This is a genomic window from Nocardia sp. NPDC001965 (genome assembly GCF_053594175.1).
Map to the genome: position 1 here is coordinate 1 of NZ_JBSFDZ010000038.1, position 17979 is coordinate 17979.

Sequence of the window (17979 nt, forward strand, 5' to 3'; positions counted from 1 at the left end):
GCCGTTCAGGCCTCGAGACTCGCGCTTCGCGCATGCGCTTCGAGGCCTGAACGGCGAGACGGGCCTCAACCCTTCGAGGTGTCTCGTAAAACTCGACTCAGGGGTTGCGGGGGCACTCGACATCGTCTGCATGCGGGCCCGGAGGTGGGGTGGTGCTGCTTCAGGTGGGTGGTGACAGGTTGCTGGTTGTCGGGTGGGTTCTGGGTGCGTTATCGCAACGGAACGAATCCGACATGTGGGGTCGGGTGGGGTGTGTGGATCCCCGGGAATCTGTGGACGGTTGGGGATGATCATCTGTGTCCCGGCGCAGGTGGTTGCGGCGGGTCGTGCGGCGGTTCCGCTGTTCGGACGGTGCGGGGTAACCCATCGGGGAGCCGGCGCGATATGAATCGAGACCTCCGAACAGGACACGCGAGCCCGAGGAAACCACCCATCGGGGTATCGGGCGCGCTACGTTGGAAGTGAAGACCGGAACGGCATGGTGGCGGATTCGCTTCCGCAGCCGATTCGTTACGAGTGCGAGGTGGTGAGATGACTCCACGAACGCGTTCGGGCCCCGCGGGCCGCGAATCGGATAACGCCTACGTCTCTGCCGGCGCCGCTGTTCCGGAGGACCCCGCTGATCGGGACTACTCGGCTGTGCCGGACGAATCCGGAGCGGCCGAGGGGGCGGGACAGTCCGGGGTGTCCGAAACGGCGGCACCGCCGGAACCCACCATGGGGGTGGCGAGTCCGGCGGAAGCCGATCCGGACGAGACGGAACGGATATCCGCGGAACTCGCGGACCACGGGCTGACCGAGGCGCAGGAGATCGGGCGCGGTGGTTTCGGGGTCGTGTACCGGTGTGTGCAGCGGGCACTGGACCGGGTGGTCGCGGTGAAGGTGCTCTCCTCCGACCTCGATTCCGAGAGCCGGGAGCGGTTCCTACGCGAAGAGCACGCCATGGGGCGGCTGTCCGGGCATCCGAATATCGTCGATATCCTGCAAGTCGATGTGACCGCGAGCGGATTGCCGTTCATCGTGATGCCGTTCGCCACGCACGGGTCGCTGGAACGTCTCGTCCACGATGTGGGCCCACTGAGCTGGACCGATACCTTACGTGTCGGAGTGAAACTCGCCGGTGCCATCGAGAGCGCGCATCGGACGCGGATCCTGCACCGGGATGTGAAACCGGCCAACGTGCTGCTCAGCTCCTACGGGGAACCGCAGCTCACCGATTTCGGGATCGCCCGCATGCCGGGAGGTTTCCGCACGTCGAGCAGTCAGATCACCGGTTCGCCCGCGTTCACCGCTCCCGAAGTCCTCAAAGGGGACGAACCGACCGTGCGCTCCGATGTGTACGGATTGGGCGCGACCCTTTTCGCCCTGCTCACCGGCCATGCCGCATTCGAGAGGCAGGCGGGCGAGCGAGTGGTCGCGCAATTCCTGCGGATCACCACCCAACCGGTACCCGACCTGCGGGAACAGGATATTCCGCCCGATGTGGCCGCAGTCATCGAGCAGGCCATGGCCCAGGACCCGCAGGAGCGTCCGGCCTCGGCCTACGAATTCGGTGAGATGCTGCGCGCGGTGCAGCTCGCACACGATCAGGTCCCGGACGAGATGGCGCTACTGGATCCGGAGGTCACCGCGGTCGACGCCGCACCGCCTGTCCACGACAGGGCGCCCGCGGTGACCGCGCGCCGGAGCTGGCCGCTGCTGCCGCCCACGATGTCCGGTCACCGCAAGGGGGTCGGTGACGCTGTGCGGGCGCCGAGCCCCTTCGGCCTCGCCCGGGCGCGCGAACGCGGCACCGGAGCGGGCCCGCGCGTCGGTACGGCGGGGCGGCTCGATGTCACCGGTGGCGCGCTGCAGAGCTCACCGGCCACGCTGCCGCCGAGTCCCGCCACCAAATTCCGCCCGCCCACGCCGCCGCGGGAACCGGTGCGCCGGCCCCGGTTGCTGGAAATCCTCCGCGACGGAGTCGGCCGTCGGCTCACCGTGATCCACGCGCCCGCCGGATTCGGGAAGAGCGTGCTGGCCGCGCAATGGCGTGACGAACTGGCCGGGCTGGATCTTCCGGTCGCCTGGATCGGTATCGACAGTGGGGACGACAACGAGGTCTGGTTCCTGGCGCATCTGATCGAAGCCGTCAACCGGGTCCGGCCCGAGATCGGGGCCGGGCTGGGGCAGATGCTCGAGGAACGGCCCGCGGATACGGTCATGTTCGCGATATCGAGCCTGATCGACGAGTTGCACACCAGTGGGAAACCGGTGGTCGTGATCATCGACGACTGGCATCGGCTCAGCGATCCGGGCGCGCTGCGGGTGCTGTCGGCGCTACTGGACAGCGGCTGTCATCATCTGCGGTTCGTGGTGACCAGTCGCGACCCCTCCGACCTGCCGATGGGCCGGATGCGGATGAACGACGAACTGGCGCAGATAGATTCCGAGCAACTGCGCCTGACCCGGGCCGAAACCGGTGAGATCCTGGTGCGGCGCAACGGTTTCACGCTCGATTCCGATCAGATCGACCGCATATACACCGCCACCGACGGCTGGCCGGCCGCCATCCAGTTGATCAGTCTCGCTCTGCGCGACGACCCGGATCCGGCCGGTCTGCTGGACCGGATATCGGAGGGCGGGCACGGTATCAGCGAATATCTGGCCGAGAACGTCCTGGACACCCTGGAACCGGAGATGCTCGACTTCCTCTCCGATCTGGCGGTGATCGAACAGGCGAACGGGTCGCTGGCCGGCGCGACAACGGGTAACGACAACGCCCCGCAGCTGCTCGAACAGGCCGAGCGGCGGGAACTGTTCGTCCGGCACACCGACGAGGATCCGGAGTGGTACCGGATGCAGCCGCTGTTCGCCGAATACCTGCGCGCCCGGCTGGACCGCACTCGCCCGGGCCGAGTGAAGACGCTGCACCGCCGAGCCGCGCGCTGGTATGCCGAGCATCAGCTGCTGCGCAAATCGGTGGACCATTCCCTGGCCGGCACCGATTTCAAGACCGCGCTCGATCTGCTGGAAAGCGGTGGGATGGACCTGATCGACGGGTCGCGGGTCGCAACCCTGCTCGGGTCGGTGTCGAAACTGCCGATGCAGCAAGTCGCCTCGCGGTCGAAGTTGCTGATGGCGGTGGCCCGCGCGAATGTGAACCTGCAGCAGTCGTCGGCGGCGCGGTCGGCGCTGAACCGGTTGTCGAATGTCCTGTCGCGGAGTCCGGACGACGACAGCGAGGTTCGCAAACAACGCTGCCAGGCCGCGGTACTCGCCGCCTCCGACGAGATCGCCCACGATCGCATCGCCGGTGTGTTCGACCAGGTCGCCGAATCGCTGAAACACCCCGACCAGTTACCGGCATGGACAGTGGCGACCGCCGCGAATATCCAGGCCTACGTCCGGATCTGCGAATTCGATTATCCGGCCGCGGCGAATCTGCTGGAATGGGCGCGCCCGTATCAGGAGCGGTCACGCGAACCGCTCGGTGAGATCTTCGCGTGGTGCGGTCGCGGGCTCATCGCCTACGAACAGCTCGATATTCCGGCCGCGCTGAGCGCCTACCGGCAGGCCTACGAGATCGCGCGGACCCGGTCCGGCCCACGCTCGCAAGGGGCGCGGGCGGTGGCCGGACTGCTGGGCGAACTGGAATACCGGCGCGGTGATCTGGATGCCGCCGAGGAACTGTTCGACGAGAGTTACCAACTGGTGGCCCGGCTCGGCCCGATCGAATCACTGATCGCCACCATCGTCACCGGGGCCCGGGTGAAGGCACTGCGCGGCGACCTCACCGCGGCCGCGGTGAGGTTGGCCGAGGGGTCCCGGATCGCGGCCGATCACCAGCTGTCCCGGCTGGCCGCCCATATCCGGGCCGAACAGATCCATCTCGGCATCGTGGCGCCCGGGCCCGGCGATCGGCCGGAAGCCGCGGACAGCACCGCCCGCGGACTGGCCAAGTTCACCGACCGGAGTTCCGGCCGCCCGGACAGTGCGCCGACCGTGCTGAATATCGAGGCCGGCGAGATCACGGTCATCCGTGCCCTGCTCGAGGCCGGAAACCGGCAGGAGCACGAACGCGCGGCCCGCCATGCCCGTGCGCTCTACGGGCGCACCGGAGAACAGCAGCGGCCCCGGGCCCAGCTGGATATGTCCCTGCTGCTCGCCGAATGCCTCGCCGCCGCGGGCTGGGTCGGTGAAGCGGCCGCCCTGCTGGCGCCCGCCCTGTCCACCTGCGCCGAACTCGGCTGGACCCGCCCGCTACTGGACGCGGGCCCGGCCGTTCGCGAGATCCTGCACGTGGTACGCGACGATCTGCCGGTCACCACGCCGGACGGAACGGACACGGTCCGCACCCTCGGTGAGATCCGTGTCCCGATCCGCTTCCTCGACGAACTGCTCAGCTGAGCCCGGCCCCGGCGACGGCTGTCAGGGCTGCCACCAGGGCCGCAACGGCACCTCGGGTTGCCCGGAGGCCCCCAGTTTCACACCGAGCACCTGATGCAGCTGCACGACATTGCGTTCGAATCCGAGCCGGCTTCCCGCCATGTACAGGCCCCACACCTTGGCTGTGCCCTCACCGGCCTCGGCCACACACGCATCCCAATTGGCCACCAGGTTCTTGCACCACTCGGCGAGTGTCAGCGCGTAGTGCTCGCGCAGATTCTCCTCGTGCAGTACTTCCAGGCCGACGTTCTGGATCTCGCTGATGATCCGGCCGGAACCGATCAGCTCACCGTCGGGGAACACGTACCGGTCGATGAAATCGCCCGCCTTGGTGGTGCGGGTGTTGTCCGGCCGGGTGATGCAGTGGTTGAGGAAAAGCCCGCCTGTACGCAGCTTGCTCTGGATGAACCGGAAATAGTACGGATAGTTCTGGACTCCGATATGTTCGGTCAGTCCGATCGAGGACACCGCGTCGAACTCGGTTTCGGCGACGTCGCGATAATCGGAATGCCGGACCTCGGCGAGATCACCCAGACCTTCCTCGGCGATCTTCTTCTGTGCCCAGGCGGCCTGCTCGGCCGAGAGAGTCGCACCGATGACCCGCACGCCCCGCTTGGCGGCGTAGCGGACCATACCGCCCCAGCCGCAACCGATATCGAGCAGGCGATCGCCCGCTTTCAGCCGCAGCTTCTCGAAGACCAGCCGGTACTTGTTCTCCTGCGCCTGCTCCAGCGACCAGTCCCGATCGCCGTAACACGCGCAGGTGTAGGTCATCGACGGGCCGAGAACATACTCGTAGAACGTGTTCGAGACGTCGTAGTGGTGGTGGATCACCTCGGCGTCGCGAGCCTTGGAATGCCGCAGCCCCTCCAGTGCGATCCGCCGCCAGCGCGGCAGTGTCTCCTGCGGCGGTGGCGGAACCGGGCGCAGCCGCTCCCAGCCGAGTGAGCGGGCGATGGCGACCAGGGAGAGCGCCGACGGGCGTTTGAACTTCAGGTCCGTCATCGCGGCGAGAATGGCGTAGGGGTCACCTGGGTGCACCCCTGCCGCGTCCATATCACCGGATATGTAGGCGCGGGCCAGACCGAGATCGCCGGGCGCGTTGGCAAGATAGTTTATGCCGCGTGGATTGCGGATATCGAGTGCGAATTCGGAATCCACGGGGCCGGTCGTGCTGCCGTCGTATGCGGTCAGCTTGATGGGGACATCGCCGTCGACCAAGGTTTCGACAACCTCGGCGATGCTGAGTCGAGTGCCCAGGTCCGCGAAAGCATCGGATCTATCCTTGAATGTCGTCATCTGCGTTGCACCGCCTTCGAGTACAGATCCAGCAGGCGCTGGCCGGGATCGTAGCGTTTCTTCAATGATTCGTAACTTTCACCGCCGTAGAGGGCGGCAAATTCCTCGGGACCGTAAAAGGAGTCCGAGTACAGGGATTTGTGTCCGTCGAATTCGGTGACGGTTTTCTCGATCGCGCGGTTCGCCGCGCCATCCAACTGCCCGGGCGATTTCGGAACCGCCGACCAGAAGCCGATATTCACATAGGTGCGGCCGGGACGCAGTGGGTACAGCGGCCAGGGCCGGGCGTCGTCCGCCGCGGCGGAATCGCGCAGTCGGAGCGGGCACAACCAGATGGGCTCGATAGGGATTTCGCGCAGGAACCACTCCACGAAATCCGCGGTGCGTTCCACCGGAACCTCGATATCCTGCACCACGCGCTCCTGTGGCGGATCGCCCCGGCGGGCAGCCAGCTTGTCGCCGATATCGAAGCGGTGATCGAGCGCGATCAACTTCCAGTAGAAGCTGCTGCGCCGATAACGTTTCGGCCAGAAGCGGCGGATCTTCGGATTCTGCGTGCCGAACGCGCGTGAACACCAGAACCAGTCGGTATCCCACCGCCAGAGGTAGTCGTGGATGGTGAGCCGATCGCGTTTCGGCGCCGGATCGTCGTGCTGGATCGACCGATAGAAGATATCCATATCGGTGTAGTCACTCACCGGCCCCGGTTCATCGGTCTGCCGGCCCAGCGTGAGGTAGCTCTCGCCGACGCTGAAGACGACACCGTCCAGATAATCGACCTGCTCCCCGTCGTAACTGCGTTCGAGCACGACCCGGTCCAGTGCGGATTCGAGTTCACGCAGGTCGTGGAACCGCAGATGGCGCAACTCCACATACGGCTTCACCGGTTCCAGCTCGATCTTCAGCCGAGTGGTGTAACCCAGCGTGCCGTAGGAGTTCGGGAAACCGCGGAAGAGTTCGCTGTCGGGGCAGTCCGGAGTGATGGTGACGAGCTCACCGGCACCGGTGAGCACCTCCATCTCCAGTACCGACTCGTGCGGCAGGCCGTTGCGGAACGAGGTGGATTCGATCCCGAGACCGGTCACCGCACCACCCAGCGTGATGGTTTTGAGCTGAGGCACCACCAGCGGCGCCAACCCGTACGGCAGGGTGGCCGCCACCAGGTCTTCGTAGGTGGTCATCCCCGCCACCTCGGCCGTCCGGGCTTCCGGATCGACCTCGATCACCCGGGTGAGCCCGGAGACATCGAGACCCGGTGCCGTGTTCTTCGCCCGCGCGCGGAAAAGATTGGAAGTCTTCTTGGCCAGCCGCACGTTTGCGCCCGCCGGGATGGCGCGATAGCTCGCGAGCAGGCGGTCGACACCTGCCCGATATGCGGCGAACCCGGATTCATATGCGGCCGGACCGTGGCCGGCCTTCCCCAACAGACTCATTGCCACGTCTAGACGCTAGTCCTACTCGCTCTTGATCGGCCACAGCGGGGGGATCGTCGGTGGCGAAATGTCACATATCCGTTGCACGGTGTTCGATGATCGGTTCACACCGATTGACCGCTATTCCGGAATTGTCTGTATTTAATTGCGTCGCCTTCGGCGCCGCGGGGGCGGGGCCCTCGTGACCCCGGCTGTGTTTATCTGCCCCGCCTTCGGCGGGGCTGGCGGGGCCCTCGTGACCCCGGCCACGGCCGTGTGGAATGGTCGGAAGTGGTGCCATGCACTTCGGGCATAACGGTGAGTCTTGTTCTTGTTCCGTGCCGACTCGAAACCCTTACCCGCGCGGCGAAATGTCGAGGGGGCTTGCCGCGCCGGGAGGGTGCGCTGCGGGCGCTTGCGGAGGTGAGGTCGATGCATCGGTGACAACCGGGGCGAGGTGGGCCGACCCTGTTCGATGGTCGTGGGGCTCGACCTGTGTGGAGTGCGCCGGAATTCGACTGCTGGTTCGGGTAGCCGAGTTTCACTGTGTCGGGTGGTCTTTTTCGGCCGATCTCGATACCAGCGGCTACCGTGGGCGGTCGGCGTTGGTGCTCGGTGCCCGCCCCGGTTCCGGAGCCACAGAGCGAAGGAGCGCGGCGACCGGGCAGCGGAGTGAAGAACCGGGGTCACGAGGACCCCGACCCGCAGCGCTGTAGGCGACGCAGATAACAAGGAGTTCACCGTGGGACAGGTCAAAGCCGGCAGTTCGATCGAGGTCGCCGCAGACCCGCAGCGCGCGCTGGCGGCTGTAACCGATTACACGGAGGTGCGCCCGAAGATACTGTCGGCGCACTACCGCGACTACAAGGTCGTCGAGGGCGGGCAGGGGGACGGCACGGTCGCCGAATGGACCCTGCAGGCCACCGAGAAGCGGGTCCGCAATATCCGGGCCCAGGTTTCGGTCGCCGACCATGTCGTCACCGAGAAGGACGCCAATTCCTCGCTCGTCAACACCTGGACGGTCGCCCCGGCCGGTTCCGGATCGACGGTCACCCTGGAGACCACCTGGCAGGGTGCCGGTGGTGTCAAGGGCATCTTCGAGGGCATCTTCGCCCCGCTCGGCCTGCGCAAGATCCAGGCCGAGGTGCTGGAGAACCTGAAGCGCGAACTGGCCTGATCTCGCCGGGCCGACCGGATCGGGCGGTCGCCGGGCACGGATCCGGGATCCGCGCCCGGCGACGGGCCCGTGAGCCGGGCGGGCCACCGGGGCCGGGTCGTCAGGGCAGCGTCGCGATATCGAACAGATTTCCCTCCGGATCGGCGAGGGTGGTCCATTTCATGCCGTATTCGCCGAAGTCGCCGATATGTTCCGCGCCGAGGGCGAGCGCGCGTTCGATCTCGGCGGGCAGGTCGGTGGCGAGCAGATCCAGGTGGATCGAATTCTTACCCGGTGTCCGTTCGGGCACCTTCACGAACATCAGCGGCGGGGTCATCCCCGATTCGCGGCCGACCGTGGCGAAGAGCTCGGTCGCTTCCGGGTCCACTGGGTGGCCGAGCAGTTGTGCGTAGAAATCCGCGAGTTCGGCGGCGTTGTTGCAGTCGTAGGTCGTACACGCGATATTCAGCCCCACGGAGTTCTCCTTCCAGATGTTCCACACAGGTCGCGGAGGCCGTAGCGAGGCGGCGGTATCACACCGGGGCGGGCTCCTGCCACATAGTTCATCTACCGATTTTCGTGCTCAGGCGAGGACGAACGAGAGCAGCACCGGGGTCTGGTGCTCACCACGCCACCAGGACCAGCCGAGCCATACGCCGGGAACGACCTCTCGGATCTCGTCGTAGATCTGCGGGGTGATCGTGGGCGTGTAGTCCAGCACCCAGGCCTGCTCACCGTCGACGCGGGAAGGGGCCGAATAGACCTTCGCAGGCCAGCCCTCGATATCCGCGCCGGTGACCCGGTTCGTCAGTCGTCCACCGTCGGGCCCGGTGAAGAAGGTTTTCCCCAGCCAGAACGTGGGCGCGACAGTTTCGACGGGTGAGGTCGAGGTCACCCAGCCGTTCTTCACCCCGGCCGGTATCGCACCCGCCCGGGCGGCGTGGTAGATCTGGACCTGCTGGTTGTCGGTGCAATTCCAGCGCAGCGAATCGATGGTGGCCGCCGGTGCGGCGGGGTCGACGATACATCCGTTGCCGTGGTCGGCCGCCGCTTCGGGATCGGCTTCGGCGGCCGCCGCGCGGAAAATGCCGGACACCATCACGAGTGCACCCAGCAAATATCCCTTGGACACAATCAGCTCCAGTAGAAACAAGGAATTTCGGCTCGGCGCGAGTGCGCCGGCGAACTAGATACTAGGCGGGCCCGGGCGCGGCGGAATCCGCGAACGAGGCGGTCTAGGCTGAATTGTGACCCGTCCGTAGAGAGGAACCCCGTGCAGCCCGATGGTCAGTTCGATATGCAGCAGTTGCTCCAGCAGGCCCAGCAGATGCAGGAGCAGGTGATGGCGGCGCAGGCCGAGATCGCCGCGGCCGAAGTGGACGGTCAGGCCGGTAACGGTCTGGTCCGGGTGACGATCAAGGCGACCGGTGAGGTGCTGTCGCTGACGATCGATCCGAAAGCTGTCGATCCGGAGGATGTGGAAACCCTGCAGGATCTGGTGATCGGCGCGGTCAACAACGCCATGGCCAACGCTCAGCAGCTGGCCGCCGAACGGCTCGGACCACTGGCCGGCGGCGGCGCACCGGGTCTGCCCGGCTTCTGATCGCGCCGGGGTATCGCGGTGTACGAGGGTCCGGTTCAGGATCTCATCGACGAACTCGGAAAACTACCGGGTGTCGGCCCCAAGAGCGCCCAGCGGATCGCGTTCCACCTGCTCGGAGTCGAGCCGCCGGAAATCGACCGGCTCCAGGCGGTATTGCAGAAGATCCGCGACGGTGTGCGTTTCTGTGCCCAGTGCGGCACGGTCGCCGACGGCGAACTGTGCCGGATCTGTGCCGATCCGCGCCGCGACCGCAGCATGATCTGTGTGGTCGAGGAACCCAAGGACGTTCCGGCCATCGAGCGGACCCGGGAGTTCCGGGGCCGCTACCACGTGCTCGGCGGCGCGCTCGACCCGCTGAGCGGGGTGGGACCGGAACAACTGCGTATCCGGGAACTGCTGACCCGGATCGGCAGCCAGGACGACGGAGTGGATGTCACCGAGGTGATCATCGCGACGGATCCGAACACCGAGGGTGAGGCCACCGCGACCTACCTGGTGCGGATGCTGCGCGATTTCCCCGGCCTCACCGTCACCCGCCTGGCGTCGGGCCTGCCCATGGGCGGTGACCTGGAGTTCGCCGACGAACTGACCCTGGGCCGGGCGTTCTCCGGTCGTCGCGCACTGTGACGGCCGGGGCCCCCGGGCCCGCCGTGGTCCTCACAAGTCCAGCCGCTCCCAGGGCAGCCGGTCGAGCCGGGTCCGGTCCCGGCGGGTCCAATCCCAGATGAGGTCCGCGACGGCGTCGGGCCCGGTGACCCGCGCGGTGAAATGCCGGTCGGGGCCACCGTCGCGGAACTCGACCGTGTAGTCCTCGGCGGATTCCCGGTAGGTCTGGATATAGACCTCCGGGGCCCGCTCCACGATCAGATACGGGTTCGGGTCCGCCAGTTCACGCACCCAGAATCGGGCGAGTGTCTCTGTCAGATAAGGGAATTCGCCCGCCCCGCCGTGCGTCACGGTGAGCGGGACATGACCGGCCGGATCGATCAACCAGGTCAGCTGGGGGTCGTACACCGCGTAATCGCGCGGTGTGGCCAGCTCGAACAGCAGTTCACGAACGAAGCCGATGGCGTCGTAAGGGCTCGGCACCTGGAGCACCGCCCCGGTCGCCGCGCCGCCCAGCGGCGAGACGCTCAGGAAATTATCGGATTCGGGCAGTTCGGCATTGCGCGCGCTCAACTCCGCTGCCAGCTCCGCGACAGCGGCCGCTTCCGGCTGCCCTTGCTGAGCGGTGAGATACGCGTCGACCTCCGCGGGCGTGGAGGCGACACCGGACGGCAGCAGCACATGGTCGTAACTCACCCGGCAGAGTCTAGGCGCCGCCGCCCGCGGGCCTCCGGGCTCGGGCGCACCCCGAGAGGACAAAAGGCCGATCGGCCTGCCAGTGGACCATTGCTCTCGGGCCCGGCATCAGACTCTGAAACGACGGATCTCGGACAGTCGTAACCCGAATGAGTCGAGTTTTACGAGACACCTCAAAGGGTCGAGACATCGGGGGCCTCAACCCCGCGCCGCCGCAGGCGGCGCCGAAAACACAGCTCAGGCCCGGAGGCGTTCGCGGCGGAGCTGATCGACTTCGGGGAGGTTCAGGGGCGGCAGTGACTCGACGCCGAGGGCGCGGCAGAGCAGGTAGTCGGCGAGTTCGGGGTTGCGGGCCAGGGCTGGGCCGTGCATATAGGTGCCGAGGACCGAACCCTGCACCACGCCTTCCAGACCGTCGCCGACACCGTTACCGACTCCACGGGTCACCCGGGCCAGCCCGGTGGCGTCCGAGCCGAGGGTGGTGCCGCCGCGATGGTTCTCGAATCCGGTCAGCGGGGCGGACAGGCCGGTGAGCAGCGGATCGGTCGTCACCTCGCCGATCGCGCGGGTCTGCTGCGGGGAGGTGGTGGCATCCAGCAGGCCGACCCCTTCCACTCGTTCACCGCTCGAGGTCTCGTACCAGCTGCCCAGGACCTGGATCGCCGCGCAGATCGCCAGCACCGGAGCGCCGCGCCCGGCCGCGGCCTGCAGGCCGGGGAAGCGCAGCAGGTGCCGGGTGGCCAGGCGCTGCGCCGAATCCTCGGCGCCACCGAGGGTGTAGATATCCAGGGAATCCGGTACGGGATCGGGCAGGGTGATCTCCACGATCTCGGCGTCGATATCGCGCAGCCGCAGCCGCTGACGCAGCACCAGCGCGTTGCCGCCGTCACCGTAGGTGCCCATCACATCGGGCAGGACCAGCCCGATCCGCACTGTCGAATCGCTCATCGGGTCCGCTCCTGGAGGTCACGGTTGAGATCGCGGAACGCGGTGTAGTTGGCCAGCACCTCGACCGGGCCGGCCGGGCAGGACGCGATGGCGCGGACCGGGTCGGCGATGGTGGTGTGTTCGACCCCGGCGTAGGTGAGGCGTACCGCGAGATCGGTGGCGCGCTCGCCCGCGGCGACGACGTGGACATCCTCGAAGTGTTCGAACCGCACATCCCACAACCAGGACAGATCCTCGCCGTCGGGTACCTGGCCGTTCACCGCGATCACCAGGCCGGAGGCACTGTGGTCGATCATCGACAGAGCCTCCTGCCAGCCCGCCGGGTTCTTGGCCAGTAGCAGCCGGGCGGCGTGTTCGCCGACCTGGACAGTGCGGTAGCGGCCCGCGATCTCCCGCACGGTTCCGGTGGCGGCACAGGCCTGTTCGATATCGGCACCCATCGCCACCGCGGCGGCCACCGCCTGCGCGGCGTTGCCCCGGTTCGCGCGGCCGGGCAGCGCCAGCCGCAGCGGCAGCCGGACCCCGTCGGGGCCGCACAGTTTGTCGCCGTCCAGCCACCAATCCGGTTGCGGCCGGGAGAAATCGGCGCCGGTGCTGTACCAGTGCGGACCCTCCCAGAGGATCGGTTCCCCGCTGCGCGGACAGCTGGTGGCATCCATGGCCCAGCCGCTGCCGGCGGCGACCCACACCACATTCGGATGGTCGTAGGCGATGGAGGTGACCAGGACATCGTCACAGTTGGCGATCACGACGGTATCCGGATGCCGGGCCAAGCCCGAACGCAACCGGCGTTCGATCATATTGATCTCACCGACCCGGTCCAGCTGATCGCGGCTGAGGTTCAGCAGCACGACCGCTTCGGGCGCGAGCGCATCGGTGACATGCGGCAGATGCAGTTCGTCCACCTCGATCGCGGCCAGCGGCGTATCCCGGTGCACATTGAGCGCCGAGACGATTCCGGCGTCCATATTGGCGCCGTCGGCCTGGGTCGCGACCTCGCCCAGCGTGCTGAGCGCGGCGGTGGTCATCCGGGTGGTCGTAGATTTGCCGTTGGTGCCGGTGACCAGCACGGTGCGCCGCCCCCGACCCAACTGCTTCATGATCTGCGGGTCGACCTTCAGCGCGAGCAGTCCGCCGATCATCGACCCGTTGCCACGGCCCGCCTTACGGGAGGCCCACGCCGCCGCGCCGGCCACCCCGAGGGCTATGCGCCCCCGCACCGATATCTCTGCCACGCCGCGCAGTCTAATGACCTGTCCGGCGCGCCCTCGCGCGGCGCGGTGGAGCGCACGATCAGAGAAGCGGGCAGCGGGTGAACACCTCCGGGACCGCGTCGGTTACGAGGACGATTCGATACCCGTTTCGCGGTCGGCCCGGTGGTTCTCCGGCCGAGCGAGCATCTCGATGTGCTCACCGATTTCTCTGCGTCGTTCGTAGGCCGTGTCTATGTGCGGATCCGCACCCCGGGCCGCCCCTGTCCGTTCTTGATAGGCCTCGATTCGCTGGTCGATCCAGCGTCGCTGATCCACCAGTCGTTCCCGTGCTGCGACGCGCTCTGCCGGGGTGCCCTCGCGTGCGATGGTTTCGTTGTCGAACACCCGCCACGCGACGCCGCTTTCGTCGAGGGCCAGCCGAAGTTCGGGTGTCGGGTCCCGGGATAACAGCACGTGATCGATATCGGTCACGCCCACCCCGCCGTGCACCTGTGCTTCCACGAAGTCCGAGGATGTGAACCACGGTGTTCTGTATTGCCGATCCAGTGTCAGGAGCGGGAGCTCCGAGCGGAACAGCCCCCCGGGCTCGGGACGCGGGCCCAGCGGCGGTTGAAGGGCGTTGAACGACTCGGGCTGCGGATTGAGAATATGTGACGGAAAGACCGAATTCTGATAATTCCAGCTATCGCCCACGGTGAATGTGGTCCGCTGCAGAACATCTGATTTGAGGACCACCTGTGCTTCGCCGTATGCGCTGAGCATATCGGAGCTACCGATGCCCAGTGCCCACTTCGAGTCTTCCAGTCTCTCCCACCAGCCGAGGCCGAACGGCCCGGTCGACGCCACGTGTTCGCCGTTCACCATGACATATCCGTAGACCGGGCGTAGGTGGCGGGGCAGCTTGTCCGCCTCGTAGCCGAACCAGGTCTGTTCCAGCTGAGCGCGCCCCCTGTCCTGCGTGCCGCCGGCGGATACCCCGGACTCGAATCGAGTCTTGAAACGACCGTCGCGCAGGACAGTGGCCAGCACCTCGGGTTTGATCCGGACCGCCACGGATTTGTCGGCGAGGAGTGTTCTGAGGTCGGTGGTGATCTCGGCGCGGAACCGCGTGGGGTCGATCCGGTGCGCGGCCGCGATGTCGTCGAGTCTGCGGTTTATGGCTGTCAGATGTCTGAGTGTCTCCAGTTCGTGCGGGGAGAGCGTGGAGATGTCACGCCTCAGTTCGGTCCAGTAGACCGACGGATCGGTGACGCGCGGGATCGATCCCTTGCGTTCGAGTAGCTGGAACGCGCGATCGCTGGGGGCCGGAAACTGCCTGATCTGATCGGCGGGCATGAGATTCTGAGTCCAGATACGAAGGTTTCCCGGTTCGCCGACCGCTACCGACAAGTCCCTCAGGTTGCCGGTTCCCACTGCCACTCGGTGCCGGTAGGCCGTTGCCTCGTGTTTGAAGGACCCAACGAGATCGTCGGAGACGCGCTGGCAGATGTCTGCCAGCGTTCTGGCGATCATTTCCTCCGCACTGCTCTCTGCATGAAGCCCGATCGGTCGGCGGACCGAGACCGACATACAGCCGGTGACGGCCTGAATTCTAGCCGGACCGTCGTCGTCGCAGCTCTCCGTTCTGGGGGGCGACGGTGCGCCCCTCAGAGCTGGATATCGAAAATATTCGGACGCCCGGCCGCATAGGCGTCGGAGTCGGCGCGGCGCAGCGGTTCGAGTTCTGGTGCGCGCCACAGGGTGTAGGTCGAGCAGCGGGGTGCGTCCGAACCGGTGACATCCAGTAGCGCGTTCACCGCGGCCCGGGCCGATTCGTTGGCGCCTTCCATGGTGGCGAGGTCGATATTCGTGCGTACGTAATCGCCTGCCAGGTAGAGGTTCTCGACGCCGCCGTGCGATTCCGGCCGCAGATCCCAGGATCCGGCAGTGTTGATCAGGAGCGGGTCGGCGTTGGTGTTCTCGCCGCGGTCGGCATTCCAGCTGATACCGGGGTCCAGGAACCAGGAGTGCAGGTCGGCGTCGCGCAGCATCTCGTCGCGGTCGTTGAGGTGGGCGAGGATCTGCGCCCAGGTCTCCCGGGCGATCTCGTCGTGCGTGCAGTTCTTGGCGGTTTTACCGTACAGGATGCCGGGGGTGTTCCAGTCGGAGATATCGACCGACAGGCATTCGAGAACGCTGCCGTCTCCGTATTCGGGCAGCTTGCGTGCCCACAGCGTGTTCTGGGCGATGGAGGTGAGCGACCAGGGGGAATCGATATAGGCGGAATGCCCGGACCCGAGTCCGGGGCGGCGGCGCAGGTAGAACTGGATCCCGCTCATCCAGTCGGTGACGAGCCGGCTCATCGCCGCCAGTTGCGGCCAGGCGGCGAGGATATCGGCGTTCCACAGATCCCGGGCACGTTCGGCCGGCAGGGCGACGACGAAATGGTCCGCCGTCACCGTTTCGGCGGCGCCGGCGGCGTCCACGATCCGGGCGCCGGTGATCCGCCGGTCCCGGACCTCCAGCCCGCGGACCTCGGCGCCCACCTCGAAACGCACACCCAGCTCACGCAGCCGGGCGACCCACGGGTCGATCCACGCGGTATTCGTGGGGCCGTTGAGTACCCGGTCCAGATCGCCGTCGTTGCCGACCTGCATGGGATTGCCGAGGAACTGTTCGCCCATCGAGCCGATGGTGCGCACACTGGCCAGTTCGTCTTTCGCGGCCACCAGCAGGCTGGTGAGTGTGCGCGAGACCAGTGCGCGGAACTCGTGCGACCGGGCGTGCGCGCCGACGAAATCCGACCAGGATGTGTGTTCCCACTGGCCGAAGCGGCGCGCGTCGCAGCTGGTGTTGAACACCAGGAGCCGGTTGGCGAAGAAGAGGCCTTCGGCGGGCGGCATCTTGAGCGTGGTGGAGATCACCGCGGCCAGGCTCTCCCGCATACCTTCCGCGGTGGCGGCGTTGACCCGGCCGACGCCGAGCGGCGCCCGGATATCGTCGGCGTCGGCCCGGGCGAACCGGGCGTCGGGGACACCGATCAGGTTGTCCCATACTCCGTTCGTGTTCTCGCCGAACGGGATCCGCCGCATGGTATCGGGTATGTGCTGGTAGAAGCCGGGAAAGAAGCGGAAGCCGTGTTCGCCGGGCAGATCCGGCCGGCCGTCGGCTCCGGTTCCGGGCACCGGGATGCTGCGGGCTTTCCCGCCGAGTGCGCGGCGTTCGTAGACGGTGACCTCGAAGCCGCGTTCGGCGAGTTCGTGTGCGGCGGTGAGCCCGGCGACTCCGCCACCCAGCACGGCCACCCGGGATTTCGTGCGGGCCCGGGCGGTCGCGCCGGGTAGCGCCGTCGCGGCCGCGGCCCCGATCCCGGCGGCCGCGGTGGCGCGGAGCACAGTTCGCCGGGTGTAGGCTCCCGGCTCGGCGGATCGACCTGGAACCCTTGCGGCACCCGATCCGGGCCACCGATGCTCTGCCATGTTGTCTTCCGCTGCCTAACCCGGGGTAGCTGTCTCGATCGCGCCATACTCTAAACGGGTTGCGCCCGGTTCGGCGCACCGACCGCGAGATCGGGAGCTCGGTATCTCATCGGATCGCCGGCGCCAGCGGCTTCGGATGCTGGATATCCACACCGCTCGTGCGGTCGGCCGTTTCGTGCGCGGGCAGCTCCGCGCGATCCGGTCGCGGTGCGGTTTTCGCGGCGCCGGCCGTCGCTGCGAAGGCTCCGGCGATGACGATCGCCCCGCCGACGAGGCTGGCGGGTGCGGGTGACTCGTCCAGGAAGATCCACGCGGCCGTGAAGCCGACAACCGGAACGAGCAGCGACAGCGGTGCGACGCTTCCCGCGGGATACCGGCTCATCAGGTAGGTCCACAGGCCGGAGCCCACGACGGTTCCCAGGACGACGATGTAGGCGAGGCCCGCCAGCGCGGGCCAGCCGTCGGCCGAGAACGTACCGGCGAGCGCGCGGACTCCGGTGGTCGGTCCCTCCCAGAGGGCGGAGAGGGCGAACAGGGGCAGGACCGGCACCGCCGTGATCCAGAGCGTGAGGTGCAGGGGATTGGTGTCCGGCGATTCCACAGTGGCCCGGCGTGCGCCGATATTGCCCACTGCCCAGCTGAGCCCGCCCGCCAGGGTGAGCAGGACCGGTAGCAGGGCAGCGTGTGCGAACTGGTCCCAGCCGATCACCGCCATTCCCGCGACCGCGACCGCGAGTCCGGCGATCTGCACGGGCCGCAGCCGTTCCCGGAGCAGTAGGGCGCCGAGCAATACGGTGAACGGAGCCGAGGATTGCAGTACCAGTGAGGCCAGCCCGGTCGGCATGCCCACCCGCATCGCGCTGAAGAGGAAGGCGAACTGCAACATCCCGAACCCGGTGCCGTACAGCAGTATCCAGCGCATCCGCACAGCGGGACGGGGGATGAACAGCAGGACCGGGATCGCGATGACCGCGAACCGCAGCGCGCCGAAGAAGAACGGCGGTATGTGGTCGAGCCCCACGCGGATGGCCAGGAAGTTCACTCCCCACAGCAGGATGACGGTCAGGGCGAGCATGCGGTCACGGGAGGTCACTCGTTAATCATGGGATGTATCAACCTTTGAGCACAATCGAATTGTTGTGCAGTAATGATTTAGCAT

General features: G+C 67.0%; 14 protein-coding genes. 4 read left to right on the forward strand and 10 right to left on the reverse strand.

All coding sequences use genetic code 11. From position 1 onward, the window contains the following. Positions 1-717 precede the first annotated feature (717 nt). On the forward strand, positions 718-4389 hold the full coding sequence (locus tag ACWCPQ_RS30090; protein WP_449905207.1) for a protein kinase domain-containing protein: 3672 nt from the start codon (positions 718-720) through the stop codon (positions 4387-4389). Between the two features lie 21 nt (positions 4390-4410). On the opposite strand, the gene ACWCPQ_RS30095 is transcribed toward ACWCPQ_RS30090, so the two are convergent. Together ACWCPQ_RS30095 and ACWCPQ_RS30100 are read right to left on the reverse strand one after the other, a co-directional pair. Then, the gene (locus ACWCPQ_RS30095; protein WP_449905150.1) at positions 4411-5727 is read right to left on the reverse strand and encodes a class I SAM-dependent methyltransferase; all 1317 of its coding nucleotides are present in this window, start codon (positions 5725-5727) and stop codon (positions 4411-4413) included. Then, entirely contained in the window at positions 5724-7160 is a 1437-nt protein-coding gene (locus tag ACWCPQ_RS30100; RefSeq protein WP_449905209.1) for an FAD-binding oxidoreductase, read from the reverse strand. The genes ACWCPQ_RS30095 and ACWCPQ_RS30100 overlap by 4 nt, the downstream gene beginning before the upstream one ends. Positions 7161-7881: 721 nt before the next feature. Between ACWCPQ_RS30100 and ACWCPQ_RS30105 the strand changes: the two genes are divergently transcribed. After that, entirely contained in the window at positions 7882-8316 is a 435-nt protein-coding gene (locus ACWCPQ_RS30105) for an SRPBCC family protein (RefSeq protein WP_449905151.1), read from the forward strand. 100 nt (positions 8317-8416) lie between these two features. Here the strand turns inward: ACWCPQ_RS30105 and ACWCPQ_RS30110 are convergent, their stop codons facing one another. Then, positions 8417-8770, reverse strand: coding sequence for a VOC family protein (locus tag ACWCPQ_RS30110; protein ID WP_449905153.1), 354 nt, complete (start codon positions 8768-8770; stop codon positions 8417-8419). Between the two features lie 108 nt (positions 8771-8878). After that, positions 8879-9427 carry a hypothetical protein gene (locus ACWCPQ_RS30115; RefSeq protein WP_449905155.1) on the reverse strand — a complete coding sequence of 183 codons (549 nt, stop codon included), beginning with the start codon at positions 9425-9427 and terminating at the stop codon, positions 8879-8881. Between the two features lie 141 nt (positions 9428-9568). On the opposite strand from ACWCPQ_RS30115, the gene ACWCPQ_RS30120 reads away from it, so the two are divergent. Then, complete coding sequence (locus tag ACWCPQ_RS30120) at positions 9569-9898, forward strand: YbaB/EbfC family nucleoid-associated protein (protein WP_449905157.1); 330 nt, start codon at positions 9569-9571, stop codon at positions 9896-9898. An 18-nt stretch (positions 9899-9916) separates the two neighbouring features. Next, complete coding sequence (recR, locus tag ACWCPQ_RS30125) at positions 9917-10525, forward strand: recombination mediator RecR (RefSeq protein WP_327148797.1); 609 nt, start codon at positions 9917-9919, stop codon at positions 10523-10525. A gap of 30 nt (positions 10526-10555) precedes the next feature. Here the strand turns inward: recR and ACWCPQ_RS30130 are convergent, their stop codons facing one another. From ACWCPQ_RS30130 to ACWCPQ_RS30155, 6 genes are all read right to left on the reverse strand, one after another. Then, positions 10556-11200 carry a hypothetical protein gene (locus ACWCPQ_RS30130; RefSeq protein ID WP_449905160.1) on the reverse strand — a complete coding sequence of 215 codons (645 nt, stop codon included), beginning with the start codon at positions 11198-11200 and terminating at the stop codon, positions 10556-10558. Between the two features lie 237 nt (positions 11201-11437). After that, positions 11438-12148, reverse strand: a complete 711-nt coding sequence (locus ACWCPQ_RS30135) for a type 1 glutamine amidotransferase (protein ID WP_449905162.1) — start codon at positions 12146-12148, stop codon at positions 11438-11440. After that, complete coding sequence (locus tag ACWCPQ_RS30140; RefSeq protein ID WP_449905164.1) at positions 12145-13383, reverse strand: MurT ligase domain-containing protein; 1239 nt, start codon at positions 13381-13383, stop codon at positions 12145-12147. The genes ACWCPQ_RS30135 and ACWCPQ_RS30140 overlap by 4 nt, the downstream gene beginning before the upstream one ends. A gap of 102 nt (positions 13384-13485) precedes the next feature. After that, complete coding sequence (locus tag ACWCPQ_RS30145; protein WP_449905166.1) at positions 13486-15099, reverse strand: hypothetical protein; 1614 nt, start codon at positions 15097-15099, stop codon at positions 13486-13488. Next, positions 15009-16820: a hydroxysqualene dehydroxylase gene (locus ACWCPQ_RS30150; RefSeq protein WP_449905168.1), complete on the reverse strand. Its 1812-nt coding sequence runs from the start codon at positions 16818-16820 to the stop codon at positions 15009-15011. Before ACWCPQ_RS30150 ends, ACWCPQ_RS30145 begins: the two co-directional genes overlap by 91 nt. Positions 16821-16926: 106 nt before the next feature. Continuing rightward, positions 16927-17913, reverse strand: coding sequence for an EamA family transporter (locus ACWCPQ_RS30155; protein ID WP_449905170.1), 987 nt, complete (start codon positions 17911-17913; stop codon positions 16927-16929). Positions 17914-17979 lie beyond the last annotated feature (66 nt).